General features: G+C 32.4%; 14 protein-coding genes. 12 read left to right on the forward strand and 2 right to left on the reverse strand.

Annotated features, from left to right (window positions below; all coding sequences use genetic code 11):
• The first annotated feature begins 562 nt into the window (after positions 1-562).
• From ACJRPK_RS06145 to ACJRPK_RS06185, 9 genes are all read left to right on the forward strand, one after another.
• A complete protein-coding gene (locus ACJRPK_RS06145) occupies positions 563-1,633 on the forward strand; it encodes a hypothetical protein (protein WP_407138995.1) in 1,071 nt (356 codons plus the stop codon).
• Positions 1,634-1,675: 42 nt separating this feature from the next.
• The gene (locus ACJRPK_RS06150; RefSeq protein WP_407138997.1) at positions 1,676-2,929 is read left to right on the forward strand and encodes a hypothetical protein; all 1,254 of its coding nucleotides are present in this window, start codon (positions 1,676-1,678) and stop codon (positions 2,927-2,929) included.
• Positions 2,930-3,088: 159 nt separating this feature from the next.
• Positions 3,089-3,466 (forward strand): ArsR/SmtB family transcription factor, encoded by a 378-nt coding sequence (locus tag ACJRPK_RS06155; protein ID WP_407138999.1) that lies wholly within the window; start codon positions 3,089-3,091, stop codon positions 3,464-3,466.
• The gene (gene merTP / locus ACJRPK_RS06160) at positions 3,463-4,050 is read left to right on the forward strand and encodes a mercuric transport protein MerTP (RefSeq protein ID WP_407139001.1); all 588 of its coding nucleotides are present in this window, start codon (positions 3,463-3,465) and stop codon (positions 4,048-4,050) included. The genes ACJRPK_RS06155 and merTP overlap by 4 nt, the downstream gene beginning before the upstream one ends.
• The gene (locus ACJRPK_RS06165; protein ID WP_407139003.1) at positions 4,050-4,256 is read left to right on the forward strand and encodes a GDCCVxC domain-containing (seleno)protein; all 207 of its coding nucleotides are present in this window, start codon (positions 4,050-4,052) and stop codon (positions 4,254-4,256) included. The genes merTP and ACJRPK_RS06165 overlap by 1 nt, the downstream gene beginning before the upstream one ends.
• A 504-nt stretch (positions 4,257-4,760) precedes the next feature.
• Positions 4,761-5,531: a DUF2490 domain-containing protein gene (locus tag ACJRPK_RS06170; RefSeq protein WP_407139004.1), complete on the forward strand. Its 771-nt coding sequence runs from the start codon at positions 4,761-4,763 to the stop codon at positions 5,529-5,531.
• 13 nt (positions 5,532-5,544) lie between these two features.
• The gene (locus ACJRPK_RS06175) at positions 5,545-6,588 is read left to right on the forward strand and encodes a hypothetical protein (RefSeq protein ID WP_407139006.1); all 1,044 of its coding nucleotides are present in this window, start codon (positions 5,545-5,547) and stop codon (positions 6,586-6,588) included.
• Positions 6,585-8,192 (forward strand): ABC transporter transmembrane domain-containing protein, encoded by a 1,608-nt coding sequence (locus ACJRPK_RS06180; protein WP_407139008.1) that lies wholly within the window; start codon positions 6,585-6,587, stop codon positions 8,190-8,192. Before ACJRPK_RS06175 ends, ACJRPK_RS06180 begins: the two co-directional genes overlap by 4 nt.
• A 4-nt stretch (positions 8,193-8,196) precedes the next feature.
• Complete coding sequence (locus ACJRPK_RS06185) at positions 8,197-9,231, forward strand: isoaspartyl peptidase/L-asparaginase family protein (RefSeq protein WP_407139009.1); 1,035 nt, start codon at positions 8,197-8,199, stop codon at positions 9,229-9,231.
• Between the two features lie 167 nt (positions 9,232-9,398).
• Here the strand turns inward: ACJRPK_RS06185 and ACJRPK_RS06190 are convergent, their stop codons facing one another.
• Entirely contained in the window at positions 9,399-10,100 is a 702-nt protein-coding gene (locus tag ACJRPK_RS06190; RefSeq protein WP_407139010.1) for a LytR/AlgR family response regulator transcription factor, read from the reverse strand.
• A complete protein-coding gene (locus ACJRPK_RS06195) occupies positions 10,100-10,891 on the reverse strand; it encodes a sensor histidine kinase (RefSeq protein ID WP_407139012.1) in 792 nt (263 codons plus the stop codon). Before ACJRPK_RS06195 ends, ACJRPK_RS06190 begins: the two co-directional genes overlap by 1 nt.
• Before the next feature lie 208 nt (positions 10,892-11,099).
• Here ACJRPK_RS06195 and ACJRPK_RS06200 point away from each other — a divergent pair, with 208 nt between their 5' ends.
• The 3 genes from ACJRPK_RS06200 (at position 11,100) to ACJRPK_RS06210 (ending at position 17,337) form a co-directional block, all read left to right on the forward strand.
• Positions 11,100-11,987, forward strand: coding sequence for an ABC transporter ATP-binding protein (locus ACJRPK_RS06200; protein ID WP_407139013.1), 888 nt, complete (start codon positions 11,100-11,102; stop codon positions 11,985-11,987).
• A 2-nt stretch (positions 11,988-11,989) separates the two neighbouring features.
• Positions 11,990-15,280, forward strand: coding sequence for a M1 family aminopeptidase (locus tag ACJRPK_RS06205; RefSeq protein ID WP_407139015.1), 3,291 nt, complete (start codon positions 11,990-11,992; stop codon positions 15,278-15,280).
• 344 nt (positions 15,281-15,624) lie between these two features.
• Positions 15,625-17,337, forward strand: a complete 1,713-nt coding sequence (locus tag ACJRPK_RS06210; protein WP_407139017.1) for a leucine-rich repeat domain-containing protein — start codon at positions 15,625-15,627, stop codon at positions 17,335-17,337.
• The last annotated feature ends 511 nt before the right edge of the window (positions 17,338-17,848 follow it).

Raw genomic sequence — 17,848 nt, forward strand, 5'->3', positions numbered from 1 at the left:
TCTACACTAATAGGTTTACATACAATTTTGGCTCCTCAATTCATCCAAATCAAAGCTACGAGGGTTTAATATATATAACGTATTAGTATAAAGCTATGGTTATAATGCTTGTTAGATAAAAGATTTTGAAAGAGCAATACACTTTTTCAATAAATGATTGAGAATTAATTGAGTCACTAAATCCTAAGGATATCGCCTAGAGGGTAACCCAAAAATAATAGTAGATTTAAGTAAAAATATAGTATATTTAGGTGGCATTCTATGCGTACTATACATGATTATGTAAGTACTTTTTAAAATTCTTGAAATTACCTTAATTATAAAAGTCAACTGTCAAAATAGGAAAAAATCTCAACCTGTGTCACGTAGTAATATAAGTTACTTAATTAATCGTTGAAAAAAATAAAAAGGAGATATGTGTGCAATCATTTTAAAATCGAAATTTTCACCTATTTTCTTAACTTTCCTTATCTTTTTTTGTGCTAATTCTATTTTGGGACAGGAAGAAAATCTCAAAGATAAAGTCAAAGAAAAAACATTTAAGATAAAACCAACACCCGAGATGAATTTAAATTTTGGGGGCGCCATATGGCTTCGTGGTGTTACAATTCCTTATCTACAGGAAACGACAGCAAATAAGAGAGGCTTCTATATTGATCAATTTAGGATATCTGTAGACGGTGATTATGGAGTTGATGATAGAACAAAGTTGACCTTCTCTAGCCAAGTTAGGTTTTTTCAGTATCAAACATTAATACACCATATGTGGGTTGGTGTTGATTTTAGTGAGAATCATACTATTAAACTGGGTGTCACTCAAGTGCCTTTTGGAACAATTCCCGGATCGACAAACAGCTTTTGGTATTCGCTAGGTTATTATATAGGACTCGAAGATGATCATGATGCTGGTTTAAAATACCACTTTAATAAAAATGGTTGGGACCTTTATCTTGCGTATTTTATGAATGCAGATTATAATGATGCTACGGCCCTAAATCGTTTTGCTCCTGATCTGGTTCGCTCAGAGAACCAACAAAATGAAGAACGAAACCAAGGTAATATACGGATAGCAAAAGTGTTTCAAAATGATGTATCCAATTCGACGGAGATAGGATTTTCTGGCGAAATAGGACAAATTAATAACAGAGCAACGGGTAAAGATGGTTTACGATGGAAAAGTGCATTCCATTATGTTGGTACCTATAACAAATGGTCGCCAAAGTTTCAGCTTTCACGTTATGTATATGAGCCTAAGAATCCCGATGGGGTTGATGATAGACTTGTTCAAATGGGTTTTTTTGAAGATTCAAGGCTCATAGCTGCTAAAGCCAATGTTATAAATGCAAGTCTTCGAAGAGACTTCGGCCTGGATTGGTGGCTATTTCAGGAATTGGACATCTATATGGATTATAGTAAAGTATTTAAGGATGAATCCTCATTTGCAGATTCAGAACTCATAAATCCGGGAGCTGTACTTCGGGCAGGACCACTTTATATATGGTTTGATTTTATGTGGGGTAAGAACGCTTGGTATTTTAATGATTCACAAGAGGCAAGTGGCCCGGGCGCAGGTGCACCAAATCCAAATAGATTTGAATACCGACAAAATATATCGATTGAATGGTTTTTCTAAAACTATTTAAAATTAATTTATTGAACATTAACTTATAACAAAATGCAAAAACTACTATTCATATTCTTGACAATTTCATTTTCAAGCCTTCACGCCCAAACTCAAGATATTGAAATACCCGATTTTCTGGATAAAGCGGAAATTGAAAACTTTGATTGTAAATGTCTTGAAAAAGAAATTAGCTATTCAAAAGAAGATCAAAAGTATATCGACATCCTTTGGGAAGAAACGCTACAATACTTAAAAGCTTATGCTATTGCCTTAACAACATCAACCGGAAACTGTATAAACTCAGATGAAGCTATTTATGAAACTGTTGACGGACATAAAACGCTCTGCGTGATGGACCAAAGAGATATGCAACTCATGGTAAAACATATATACCTTGTTCTATTAAATCCAGACAAGGCAAAAAAATGTTTTGCCGCTAGAAAGGACGTCGAAGGGTTGTACAGCCCGGGTGGGAAAGCACGTGAAATTTCAAAGGTAGACCAATGGTTAGATAGAATGACTTTTGAAGAGTTCTTCAATCAAAAGGTAACAGATCCAGAGGTTAAGCAATATGGTTTATCTTTTACAAAGAATTTTAATAAAATGATCACCGGAGATGATATTGAGCTTCCGTCCAATTTTCCATATGATATTAGTGCAAATGCACTACCAAACCTTTGGGCAGCTGTCGGATGGTCTCCTATGTACGCAGAACAAAGCGAACGCAACTCCAAGAATTTCAAAAACACTAGAGGTGGATATGCTTATGGCGAAATTTTTGGGCATTGGGGATTGCTTCGAATTGAAACAATAAACGGAGAAAAGGTAGGGGCAGAAGTTGGTATGGTTGTTCAAGCGGTCAATACGTTTTATGCATACCATAATCATGCAATATCCGAGATGTATCACACCATTCGAAAACCGGCTTGTACAAATGAGTTTAAAACTTTTGCTATAGATAAATATAACCCTTTAGTAAAGACGGTTTATGAGGATGAATCAATTAGAAGAATACAATTTAACACAGATGTACCACAAGAATATAGGATGTGGAGCACTGGAGCACCAGACAATCAACCTTTTGTTTATTTTCGTCGTAATACAATCCATGCATTCGAAGTAGACGGAAGTTGTGAAGCTAAACCGGAAGAAAAAGCGTTAGTTACTATCTGGGCACGAAGTAATGCTGCAGATCGTCGTAACGATTACGGTACAACCCGTTTATGTGAATCTGCTGAAAATCCGGGAACACCAGGAAAAAGAGGAGAAGTAATTCAATGTGATTTGACAAAAATCAAATGGTAGCTGCACATATACATGAACTTGTCGTAATACTGCTGTGCAGGTTTTAAATTAATAGCTACGCTGGTCCGACGTATCGGCGGTTAACTTAGCATGAAAGGTCGATTTAAGGTTTATATTTTAGCATTTGCTTAAATAAGAAAATAATAATATATTCGAATTATGAAAAACGATATGTGCATAAGGTTAGAAGCCGATGCAAAACAAATAATGGACTGTAAAGAAGTGGTACAAAAATTAGATACCTCTTTTGATGACCTATCGAGTATTTTAAGCTTAACAGGAAATTCGGTTAGATTAAAACTATTGTATTTACTCAATAAAGAAGGTCGATTATGTGTCTGTGATTTAAGCGACATTTTAGAAATGAATATTTCAGCTATTTCTCAGCATTTGAGAAAGCTTAAGGATAGAAACCTTATTTATTCTAAAAGGGAAGCGCAAACAATTTTTTATTCTGTTACAGAAAACAAACAATCTTTGTTAACCCCATTTTTTAAAATACTAGATAACAGTAACGTTTTAGAAGGTTCATTATGAGTTCAAAAAAGAAGTTAGTAGGAACAACGATTATTACTGCAATAGCCGCTTCATTATGTTGTATTGCACCTGTTTTAGCCTTGATAGCAGGAACAAGTGTAATAGCATCAACGTTTTCTTGGATTGAACCGTTTAGACCTTACTTAATTACTATAACGATCTTACTATTAGCAAGTGCTTGGTATCCAAAATTGAAGCGTAAAAAAGGAAATATTGATTGTGAATGTGAAGATGGTGCGCCAACATTTTTTCATTCTAAAAAGTTTCTGTTGTTGGTCACTCTGTTTGCAGGGTTAATGCTGGCATTCCCATATTACTCTCAAATTTTTTATCCAAGTATAAACAATGAAATCCTAGCTGTAAAGGAATCAAATATTAGCAAGGTTGAATTTACGATTAAAGGAATGACTTGTGGTGGGTGTGAAGCACATATCGAAAGTGAAGTATATAAGCTTAACGGAATATTAGAAGTTAAAGCTACCTACAAAAAAGGGAATACCGTTGTGAAATATGATAATACAAAAGTTACCAATAAAGAAATCGAAGTCGCCATTGGAAAAACCGGATATAAAATTATAGACTAATGGAAGTACTATTTAAATCCACAATTACCTGTCCTAAATGTGGTCATAAGAAGGAGGAAAAAATGCCAACCACAGCTTGTCAATTTTTTTACGATTGTGAAAAGTGCAAAGAAGTAATAATACCAAAGAAAGGTGATTGTTGTGTATTTTGTTCTTATGGAACTGTAGCCTGTCCGCCCATTCAAGAAAATAAAAACTGTTGCTAAATCATATAAAATAGAACCTCTATTTTGGTAACGACTTCAGTAAGCTTTGGTCGAAATATGTGACAAATGAAATTATTCAAAGCATTTATTACTATCCGAGCCAACCCCTAAGAATTGCGAATTCAACATTCTGTAACATAAAGCGCCAGCCAAATCATCTTTACAAAATTCATGAGCCTTCATTTATTGCAATAATGTACGTGGGTAATCACTGTTTATACGACGAGGAGGTCACAGAGTCTTTCAAATTGTAGGAGGGAAGCATCATGTGAGTAAGATGAGAACCGGATTATAAGAAACTTAAGATCATTCGTAAAGCTAAAAATATAAATTCAACCAACTGATATATAGGTAATTATTTATTTAAAATTAAACTGCTACCTCTAATGTTATTTATTATAATAACAGAAAACATCATATAAGAGGGGTCACTTTTATAAGGTAAGTTGTTATATAACTATACTTAACCAATTTGCTATTATAATTTCAAATCCAAATCTTTATATGAAATCTATTTATTTCTGTGTTTTCCTTGTATTAGGATGTACTATGAACGCCCAAATTACGGAAACCGATAATACCATGCTATGGACCACAATTGGTTTAAGTAAAAAATTAGACGATAAGTTCCGAGTCAGTTACTATCAAATAAACTCCTTAAGTATTGCAGAGCGTAGATTTAATTTTATTCAGCCAGATTTAGAAATAAACTATGAAATCAATAAAAATTGGGATGCAGCGCTTAGCTATACACCTACTTTTTCTCTGGATGGTGTCGAAGGAAATCAATTGATTTACCACAGAATATCCGCAGATATTAAATTAAGCACTAAGGTAAGTAAGCGTATAAGAATGAAAAATTCGTTCACGGTTGAACATCACTTTACTCAACGTTCCAAATTTCAGCAACGCTATTACTATAGATTGGATCTATTTTATAGAAACACTAAACTGCCTTGGCGACTTCGGCCTTTTGCTACTCAGAAACTTTATTGGTATGCCAATGGTAGAGATTTACAATACTATGATGCTGACGGAAATAAAACTGAATCAGTTTCCCCAAATGGGTTGCATGCTTACAGACTGAAAGCAGGTATCAAGTTTTATCCTTCTAAAAAATTTAATTTTTCTATCTACTATCAAATGCAAAAAGAATTCAATTCTAATCTTTTCGGTAGTAGAGATATTAATAGTCTTAACCCAAATTCTAATAAAATAAGAAGAGCTTTTTATGACTTTTCAGTTATAGGTATTTCTTGTAATTACAAACTCTAAAATTAACCAAATTATGAAAGCAATTAAGAAGAGCATTATCACCCAAAATATTGATAATTTCAAGATTAACAGAAAAATGCGCAGATTCTATGTGCCTAAATCAGGAGACGTAGCAGTTTTTCAAGTTTTGTCAATAGGAAAACATAAGGCTGTGCAAGGAGAAAATGGGAACAATACGTATATATTTCCGGGAGATAAAATATTGGCAACTTTTGGCACACGCTACGCATCTGCTCAGTTTGAAGGCTATGTGCCAACGAAGTACTATACCAAATATCAATTATTGGGACAAGGTGGAGTTGTAGGAGTTTTAGAAAGTTTACATGCAAAGTTTGAAGATATTGGTCCAACACAACTAAAACTTATTGGGTATGCTGTAGATGATGAAAATAAAGTAATTAATACGATATATAACGGTGTAGAAAGAATACAGTTTAACCCAATAAAGAGACCGTACGAAATGTATCTTTCTGTTGGGGCAAGTATGGATAGTGGCAAAACCACAACCGCTGCGTTCTTATCCAGAGGTTTTATGATGCAGAAAAAAAAGGTAGCTTTTATAAAACTTACAGGTACGGTGTTTACTAAAGATTGTAGTATCGTAAGAGATTGTGGTGCAAGAACAGCTGTAGATTTTTCCTATTGCGGGTATCCATCCACATTTTTACATAGTACTAATGAAATTCTCGATATATTAGAAACCTTGTTGGACAGAGTAGAAAGAATTAATCCGGATGTTGTGGTTATAGAAATAGCGGATGGTTTACTACAACGTGAAACAAAATCGTTGATTAATCATAAACCTTTTATGAATTTGATGGATGGTGTATTACTTTCGTGTGCAGATAGTCTGTCTGTTAATAGCGGTATAGATAAGTTAACTAAAATAAATCAAAAGCCGATGCTACTTAGTGGTATGTTTACTGCAAGTCCCTTAATGGTAAATGAGGTAAGAAATGAAACCGATATACCCGTTTTTACATTGGATGATTTTACAAACAAAATTTCATTTAGTAGTGTCTTTCCAAACATAAAAGAATTAATTAGCGTAGAATGATTTTTGAGTCAAATAAGCATCTGATTAAACAATTTATACTTCAAAGAAAATCAAGAACATTCTGGATTATTCTTACAGGTATGATTTCCAATGTATTCACCATTATAATTCCGGTGAGTATTGGGAGGTATTATCAGCTTGCGTTTAATTTTGAGGCCTATCGATTAAAGTTAATAGGGGTCGTTCCGGTTACTATGTGGAACACAATTCCAAAATTTTTGTTGGTTTTTCTTTTTCTGATAATCATTAGATATATCTCGTATTTTATACACCAATATTTTTTGCGTGTTGAAGGTGAAATTTTTGTCAAAAACGTTAAGGATTTTTTGTTTTCACATCAATTACAAATTATTAATTCTGTATATAAGCAGAAGGGAATCGGTAAATTTTTATTAAGATATTCGGGAGATATAAACAGCCTGAAAAGGTTATATTTAAAAGGAACAATAAGCGCCATTGTTGATGGATTTATGATAATTTTTGCGCTTGCTTGGTTGTATCATTTAAATGACAAAGGCGCCATTGCTATTGTAGTGTTATCGCTTGTTTTTTATATAGTTATACGCTTTCTAAATAAAAAAGTTGAAACCTACTCTTTAAGAAAACGAGACAAAACATCAGGACAATTATCACTGGTTAGCAGAACATTAAATAGCATAAGTACCGTAGTTATAAACAATAAACAACGAATTGAACTTAAGAAATACAGGAAAAAATCCAAAGGGATTATGGATGCTGCATTTAAGTTCAACAAATGGTCCGTTTTAAATGCCGGGTTTATTTCGTTTGCACAATATGCTATTTTAAGCGTAGTCTTATATATTTTCTATGTAGATCTCAATGAAATCAACCCACAAAAACACGGCGGAGAACTCATTAGTTTTATCCTTCTTTATATTACTATTTTACCGGTTATGAGACGCTTATTTTCACTGGAAAAGGTTTACAAACTGGGAAACATTTCACTAAACAAGTTGAACAACATCATTGACATAGAGAAAGAAGAAATAAACCTTGGTAAAACGCTAAAAGTCAAAAACCCGAGGGTAGTTTTTGACAATGTAAAATTTAAAGAATGTGATCCCATTAATTTTACTTCAAAAAAAATGGAGTTCAGTTCACTGGTAATGCCCAAAGGCATTGAGGAAAAATATATCATTTCTGCGATGGCAAGACTGGATGATACCTATGACGGTGAAATAAAAATTAATACTAACAATATCAAAGAGTTTTCGCCAGTATCGTTACGTGACAATATCTCTTTTTGTTCCAAAGAAATTCCTTTGATTGGTAGAACAGTATATGAGACTATTACCGCCTATAGGTCAAACAAAATCAAAGACGATGTCAAAAATTTCTTTCTATCGTGTCAATCCAGTTTTGGTGATATTTCGACCTTAGCATTAGATGATACCATCGGAGAGAATGGTTCTTCATTGTCTGCCGGACAGTACGAGCTTTTATGTTTAATTAGAGGTGTGTTGGCAAATAAAAAAATACTCATTGTTGGGGCATTCCCAATTTTGGAGACCTATGACCGAATGAATTTCTTAGAAGTTTTGAATATGAATGAGGCTACCGTAATTAAATTACAATTCAATTAAACCGATGATAAAATCAATCATACTAGTTACAATTATATTTTTATCCGTTTCAATGATGGAGAACACCAATGCACCAAGAGTCGAAGCACACCCCTATACCATTGTTATTCACGGTGGAGCCGGTACTATCAAAAAAGAAAATCTTACCCAAGAACAAGAAACAGCATATAAAGCGTTACTATCCCAAGCTCTAAAAATGGGTAAAGAGCACCTGGAAAAAGGTGGTACAGCTATAGAAACGGTAGAGATAGTTATAAAAATTTTAGAAGACTCACCTCTTTTTAACGCAGGGAAAGGTTCTGTATTTAACAATCAGGGTTTTCAGGAAATGGACGCTTCAATAATGGATGGAAGAGATTTATCGTTTGGGGCAGTTGCAGGATTTACCAACTTAAAAAATCCGATTGAAGGAGCTAAAATTGTAAAAGATAGTACAAAACATGCCTTTTTATATGGTGAAAGAGGTCAGGAATTTTGTTTAAATAAAGGAGCTACCTATGCAGATAGTACCTACTTCTATTCTGAATACCGTTGGAAACAATACCAAAGAGCTTTGAAAAAAGATATCATTGAGCTAGACCATAGTGAGGATACTGACCAAATTAATGAGGATTTACGAGACAGTAAAAAATTTGGAACAGTAGGTTGTGTGGTTTTAGATAAACATGGCGACCTGGCAGCAGGCACATCAACCGGAGGTCTAACTAATAAGAAGTTTGGTAGAATTGGTGATTCCCCCATAATTGGTGCCGGAACATATGCTAGTAATAAATCTTGTGCCGTGTCCTGTACAGGAAATGGAGAGTTTTTTTTAAAAGGTACTATAGCCAGGGATATTGCATCACTCATGGAATATAAAAATTATGCCTTAGAAAAGTCAGGCAGAGAAATTTTAAAGAAGCTGTCAAATATGAAAGGGAAAGGCGGTTTTATTTCGGTAGATAAACAGGGCAAGTATATCATGATGTTCAACACTAGAGGCATGTATAGGGGTGTAGCAACTTCAAATGGAGAATTTAGAGTAGAAATGTATAAATAGATTTCATTGTTATTTAAAAGTTCAAATCTCCAAAAAAAATTATTCTAAAAATTTTCCTATGATGTCAATGTAACACTTTTTATGCGAGCCTGTATCGAGCGAAGTCGAGATGACGTAGGAGGGAAGCTTAATGTGAGCGGAATGGAATAATTTTGCTCAATTCAAGTTTATTTAAAAAGTTGATTGATATTTGTTTTATACAGTTTTCCTATGGGCACAACATGATCTTGAATATAAATTCTATTTCCTTCAATACTATTTATATGCTTCTTTGCAACTGCAAACGATTTATGAACCTGAATAAAATCATTATCAGATAGCATTTGTATTGTATCAGATATTTTTTCACGGATAGTTATAGTGTCTTTAAGAGTAACAACTTTGGTGTAATTTCCAGAAGCTTCAATAAATAGTATACTATTCAAATCAACCTGAATATGACTATTATTTTGTTTTAGAAAAATATACTTCTCTTCGGGCTTTATGTTTCCTTTATTCTCTTTTTCAATTATTTTGGTATTAGAAGTGGTTGCTTTATTTATAGCGCTCAAAAAGCGCTCAAAACTAAAAGGCTTTAATAAATAATCGATAACATTTAATTCATAACCTTCTATTGCGAATTCGCTATATGCTGTAGTTACAACAACTTTTGGCGGAGAGGTTAGCGTTCTTAAAAATTCAAAACCTTTTAATTTAGGCATGTTTAAATCTAAAAAAATGAGATCTACTTCATGTTTGTTTAAATAGTCTATAGCTTCTATAGCATCATAGCAATTCGCTTTAAATTCTAAATTTGGTAGCATATCACAATACCCTTTTATAATATCATGTGCTATATGTTCGTCATCAATAATTATATATGTAATCATTATAAGGTAATATTCAATTTAGCTTTATACATAGTATCCGTTTTAGAAAATATTAATTTATGATTTTTTGGATATACCAACTCTAACCTACGTTTTAAATTATTTAAACCAATACCTTTTTCATGTTTGTCTTCAGAAGAATCAAAGTTATTTTCTATTTCAAAACTAACTTTATTATTTTGAGCAAGTAAATGTATATGAACATAAGCATTCTTCCTTAAATTTTCTACGCCATGTTTAAATGCATTTTCTAAAAGAATAATAAAGAGAAGTGGCATTATTTCATAATCATTATCCTTCATTTCAATATTGAATTGTATATCAATTGTTTTGAGATACCGCATTTTATGGAGTTCTATATAGTTTTCTAAATAGGTTACTTCTTCAGAAAGTAAAACAGTTTCTTTTTCACCCTCATAAATACTGTATCGCATCATATCAGATAATTGCAAAATTAATTCTTGCGCTTTCTTTGCATCTTTATCTACCAAGCCATAAAGGTTGTTAAGCATATTAAAAAAGAAATGAGGATTGACTTGACTTTTTAAATGCATTAACTCTGTTTTTGCTTTTTCATTCTTTAGCTTAATGATTGATTTGATTTGTTTAAATAACCAATGTGCAATTGTTATAAAAACAATTATAAAATAGAATACAATAAATTCTACAAATCCTTCCAATTTACCAAAAGTGTCATTAAAAACGACAATGACTAGACCTATAAATACAAGTGTTAGTTTATAAATACGATTTATAAATTTCCTTTTTTTATCTGATATTTTCAATTTCATATATCAATACTAGTCAATTAAATCTCCTCTTACAAATTAGTTGACCAACAGTATGTAATTAGTGATAAACTATAACAAAGGTGTTGTAAGATGGCTTCATAACAAAGAATTATCTGTATATCCCAGATAGATTTATTTGTGTCACTAACATTTTTTAGACCCAAAATCCACAGATAAGTTTGTGTCAATCAATCAAAAAATGAACAATATGAAACTCATTATTGACAATTTATCTAAAACGTATTCAAACGGTGTTAAGGCATTACAAAACATTTCTCTAGAGATCCCAACCGGAATGTTCGGGTTATTAGGCCCAAATGGTGCAGGGAAATCTACTTTAATGAGAACCATCGCCACCTTACAAGAAGCAGATGCAGGATCCATTACGCTTGGAGATATAGATATATTAAATCAAAAAAATGAGTTGCGAAAGGTATTAGGATACTTACCGCAACAATTTGGTTTGTATCCTAAAATATCTGCCGAAATATTGCTCAATCATTTTGCCGTACTAAAAGGAATCGTACATAAAAAAGAGCGTCAAGAATTAGTAAAAGCACTTTTGCATAAAACTAATTTGTATGACGTAAGAAAACAAAACCTAAAAGGCTATTCCGGAGGCATGAAACAGCGTTTTGGTATTGCACAAGCTTTACTTAATAATCCGAAACTACTTATTGTAGATGAACCTACTGCAGGCTTGGATCCTTTAGAACGCAACAGGTTCTATAATGTGCTCAGTGAATTGGGAGAGCAAACCGTTGTCATATTATCTACACATATTGTTGATGATGTTAAAGAACTATGTACAAACATGGCGATTATCAATCAAGGACAAGTTAGCTTAAAGGGAAATCCCTTGGAAATCCTTGAGAACATGAAAGGGAAAGTCTATAAAAAGACAATAGCCAAAGAAGAATTAAAACTTTATAAGGAAAATTATCAGGTGATTAGTGAAAAATTATTTCTTGGTAAACCAACCATTCATGTTTTGAGTGATACTAATCCCGGAGATGGTTTTTCTCTTATAAATGCCGAACTAGAAGATGTTTATTTCTCTGAGATATTCAATAAGACAAACTCTAAATCTAACTAAGTATGTGGTACAATATTTTTAAGTTTGAATTACAGTATCGTATTAAACGACCAGATACGTATGTGTTTTTTTTGTTTCTATTTCTATTTTCTATTGTTGGAGTAGACTTTATTTTTCAAGGCGCTGAAATGGGGTTCATGAAAAAGAACTCACCAATAGTCATTATGAAGACTATGGGAGCAATTACAGGTATTTTCATGATTTTAGCGTCAATGATTATGGGCGTTTCTGTGTTAAGAGATTTTGAGTATACTATAGAATCCTTGATGTTTTCTACACCAATCACTAAAAAAGATTATTTATTAGGTAGATTCTTAGGATCGTTTACTGTATTATTTTTTGCTTTTACAGGTATTTTATTTGGGATGATGTTGGGAGAGTTTATGCCATGGAATAGCCCAGATGAGTTAGTAGCGTTTAATGCATTACTTTATGTAAAGACATTTTTAATGGTAACCTTACCAACCTTGTTTTTTGGAGCAGCACTCTTTTTTGTTACGGGTGCTTTAAGTAGAAACTTAGTGGTTGTATATACACAAGGAATTATTTTGTTTGTGGTTTTTATGCTAACCAAAGCCATTACTAATGAGTTTTGGCAAGCCATCCTTGATCCATTTTCGCTAACAACTACCACTTTTGCAACAAAATCTTGGTCTTTATTAGAAAAGAGTACACAAGAAGTTCCATTATTTGGAGTCTTGTTTTATAACAAGCTGTTCTGGTCTTCTCTTGGGATTCTAGCGTTACTGTATGGGTACAAAAAATTCAATTTTAATGTGGTTAAAGAAAAGAAAACTAAGAGAAAGCAACTACAAAAAGTGGTTGTGAATAGAACCAATGCAGTCAATAATACAGTACTGCCTAAAACTAAAAAGGAATATGGTTTACTATCTAAATGGAACCAATTAAAACAATTCTCTTGGTTTTATTTTATAAGTATTTGTAAGCAGCCATCATTTTGGGGCATCGTTATTTGTGGAATGATTATCATCCTTATCAATTCTGTAAATCTTGGAACTGTTTATGGTGTTGATAGTTATCCTGCAACCTATTTTATTGTTGAAGAACTTAAAGAAACCTCTATTTATTTCTTTATTATTATTTTAGTTTTTTATTCAGGAGAATTGGTTTGGAAAGAAAGAAGTGCTCAACTAGCACTAATTTATGACGCTACACCAATGTCTAGTTTTATAAAACTGTTGGGTAAGTATATTGGCTTAAACTTAGTTTATCTGGTATTAATGCTTGCCTTAATAAGTTCAGGAATTATATTTCAAACATTTAGTGGGTATTATAAGTATGAATTCCAAGTCTATTTTTATGGTTTCTTTCTGGAGATTTTTCCATTTTTAGCATTGTATACCTGTGTTGCATTTTTTATTCAATCGGTTGTAAACCATAAGTTTGTTGGCATTATGTTGGTCATTGTGTTTTTCATAGCCAATGTTGCTTTGGGTTTAGTTGGATTTGACCATGATTTATATTTTTTTGGAGGTAGTGCTTTAGGTGCCTATTCTGATATGAACGGTTATGGCCATTTTTTAAAGCCATATTTATTAATTAAATCATACTGGTTTCTCTTCGGATTGCTGTTATTAATTTTTGGCTCTTTAGTACATGTGAGAGGTACTGAAACAAACTTGGTAACGCGTATAAAAACTAGTAAATACAGTGTAAGCAAACCACTTTTTAAACTTACGGGTATTGTTTGTTTACTATTCATAACTACAGGATGTTTTATCTTTTACAATACTAATATTTTAAACACGTATTGGACAGATTCTGAAGCGACTGAATTTAGAGTCGCCTATGAAAAAGAACTCAAGCAATTTGAATATCTCCCACAGCCAAAATTAGTCGATGTCAATTTGCAATTAGAACTATATCCAACTACAAGGGATTATACAGTAGAAGGCTATTATATATTGAAAAACTCAACAATAGAGAACATTACAGCCATTCACATTCAAAAACGTCTTGAAGAGAATGTTACCTTAGATACTATTTCTTTTGAAGGCAGATTTACAGTTGATAACCGATATAAAAAGTTTGATTATTCTATTTTCAATCTAGATACAGCCTTAAAACCTGGAGATTCTGTAAAAATGTATTTCAAACAACGATTTACTACTAAAGGTTTTGAAGTCGGAAACTCAAATGTGAACATTAATAAAAACGGAACCTTTTTTAATAATTCAGAGTTACCAACCATAGGATATACTAAAAAATATGAACTCAATGATGAAGACGAACGTAAAGACTATAATTTACCTGTTCGTTATAAGAGGGCTGATCAAGAAGATAGTAACGAACTCGTAAACGCAAGATCAGGTAGTGATTCTGATGGTATCAATTTTGAAATGATTATTGGTACATCAAAAGATCAAACAGCCATAGTTCCCGGAAATTTATTGAGAAATTGGTCAGAAAATAATCGTAATTATTTTCATTATAAAATGAATAAATCAATGATTAATTTTTACGCTATAGTTTCAGCCGAATATGAAATTAAAAAAGACAAGTGGATTGCAAGTCAAGATTCAAATGCAACGCCTGTAAATCTAGAAATTTTCTATCATAAAGAACATGATTATAATATTGATAGAATGATGCTTTCTATGAAAACTTCATTGGATTATTTCAGTAAAAACTTTAGTCCTTACCAATATGAGCAATTACGTATTATGGAGTTTCCACGTTATGCACAATTTGCACAATCGTTTCCTGAAACCATTCCTTTTTCTGAAGCTATAGGTTTTGTTTTAGACATTGATGATGAAAAAGATGTAGATATGGCATTTTATATAACCGCTCATGAAATTGCACATCAATGGTTTGGCATGCAAGTAGAAGCAGCCAATGTAAAAGGACAATACTTTATTTTGGAGACCTTGTCACAATATGCAGCGATGATGGTTTTAGGAAAGAAATATTCTGAAGAGAAGCTACTTCAATTCTTAGAAATTCAAATGGAAGATTATAAGGAAGGCAAAAATAAAGAATCAGCAAACGAACCATCTCTTGCTTTAGTAGAAAACCATGATTATGTCTATTACGCTAAAGGTGCTATCAACATGTATCAATTTCAAAAAGCGATAGGAGAGGAGAATGTGAATACAGCACTAAGACGTTTTCTAGAAGATTGGAATACCACAAACGGTAAATTAAAAAGGAATACAGATAGATATGCAACCACCCAAGACTTATTGAGATATTTTAGAGAAGTTACTCCGGATTCACTTCAGTATTTAGTTACGGATTTGTTTGAAAAAAACCTGCCTCCCGAACTGTAATTAATAACAAGCCTGTACAATAAATGAGATAAGGAGTTACCCAAATCATCAACATGAGATTCACGATTGCTTAAACAATAACAAGAAATGAGTACATGTATGGACTGGGTATATATCTTTAAATTTCTTTGCTTACAGAAAATAAAATAGTTTCTTTACAAGATGAAAATTGCCATGCAATTTCAAAACTGCAGAATAAAACAAAAATAATAGTTGGTGATTTCTTTTGTGGTGGTGGAATAAGCTATGGAATGGAATTACCAAAAATGTATTTTGCTAGTGTACATTGTTATTAGTTTCACGCAAGTGATTAGCAATTATTTTTTTTAAACTCGATTTATATTATGAATAAAATCTTTCACATCCTTTTTTTGTCCTTTTTTGTTCTCTCGTGTTCTCCAGACAATGACGAACCAACAATACCTATAGAAGGAAAGCAAGTAGAAGGAAAGCAAGTATTTCGTATTGATTTAAAAAAATTAACAGCAAAAAATCTATCCGTCGGAAACAAAAAAAATCAGGAACCAGCATTTGCTCTTTTGAGTTTAAATGATGTTAATGAAAATCCTATTCTTACAAGAGAAAAGGTATCATTGAAAAAAGATAGTGACAGCAACGTAACCGCTGAATTCACTTTAGAATCTGGCACTTATACGGTAATAGAATTTATTGTAATTGATGCTAATGATGTTGTGATTTCTATGGCTCCGAAAGAAAATTCAGCTTTAGCCCAATTCGTAACTAATCCATTACCCTTTGATTTTGTAGTTCCGCCAAACGAAACAAAAGAAACGGTTATCGAAAATATCAATGCTGCCGGTTATACTTCGGTTAATTTTGGATATACAGGATTAAGTTTAACACTTCCTGAGAATACAGATTTCTTTAGTTTAACTGTAGATGAGTCAATTAGTACCACAACAAAAACGTTGAATATAAAATCCATTACAGGATCTACATATTTGGTTGACTGGGGTGATGGTACCATAGATGAATATGTATCCACAATCCCTAATTCGGGTATTGATAACACAATATCACACAGCTATACTCAAAACGAAGTCTACACTATAAACGTTAGCGGAGCTATTGAAGCCATAGAACTCCTGGATTTTACTAGCACCCAAGAGGATAATTGGGTAAGTAATCTATCTACAATAAATATTGATAAATTGATTTTATTGAAATCATGTATGTTATATGCAGGCAAACTAACTGAGTTGAATACTTCTGAAAACGTTGCTCTTGAACTTCTAGGAGTTGGTTACAATGACATAACTAGTTTAGACCTTAGCAACAATCCTAAATTGACAACTCTTTTTTTAGGTAATAATCAACTAACTGAGTTGAATTTAACTCAAAATCCTGATATAAAAGATATTTTAGTTGATGATAATCTGATTACATCGTTTGATTTTTCGAAAAATTCAGAATTAAGAGGGTTGATGGCTCGCGAAAATAATCTTAGCAATATAGATCTATCAAATAATTTAAAATTAGAGCATTTGGATATATCGAATAATACTATCTCCAATATAGACGTTTCTTTAAATCTGAGCTTAATTGAAATCAATGTTGGAGCTAATAATCTAACCGAAATTGACCTTTCAAAAAATACCAATCTCAAACGAATTGATTTATATCAAAATCAAATTAGTAGTATTGATATTTCAAATAATACAATCTTGAGAGATATCTACATCAGTGATAATTTACTATCTGAAATAGACGTATCGAATAACCCAGATTTAGAACGTTTAATTATAGAAGGTAATAATTTCAATAGCTTAGATTTAACTAGTGTACCAAAGGTCTTTGATCTTGAGATTGGCAACAACCTATTTGAAGCCAATACTTTAGATGAAATAATCTATCATATTCATGAGCAAGCAACACTAAACTCTATTACCAATGGTTACATGGATTTTAAGAATAATCCAGGTTTTGATGGTATAAGTAATGCTAGCTTAATACGGATTAATGAATTGATAAGTTCATATAACTGGTTCTTCAACAATAATAATTATAGACACAATTCAATTGTTAAGAACTATTGAGCCGAAATTGACTTATTAGTGCTGACCTATTTTTAAGTCTAAGAAATACATTCGTTTTAAATTCGGTGAAAAGTACTTGTAATTAATTTAGTTAATCCCTAAAACTCGCATATTCTAAAATTTCAGTACCGTACGTCGATTTATATTATTAATACGAGGATGCAGGTTCCTTAAACGATCCAGTTGATAGCTACAAACGTTTTGTATGTATAAGGTATTAGTACAAAGCTTAGATGAAATCGATTATTAGATTAAAGATTTTGGTTGTAAAAGTATATTTATAGTGAAGTCACTTGTAGCTTGACATAAAAGCTATTGATGGTAAACTAGTATGCGGTATGCTGTATTTGTACTATTCTACGTTATTCCTTTACGACTTTTCGGCGGATATCTTCGTTTGGACGGCTGAATGAGAAAGGTCTAGTAAACCTTTTACAGTAGGAGCGAGGAGATTTGGAGGCCTTACCACCTCATATCTTCCTTGATTTTTTCTTTCTCAAATGTTTCTTGA

Origin of the sequence: Aquimarina sp. 2-A2 (genome assembly GCF_045505135.1) — a bacterium.
Lineage (GTDB): Bacteria > Bacteroidota > Bacteroidia > Flavobacteriales > Flavobacteriaceae > Aquimarina > Aquimarina intermedia.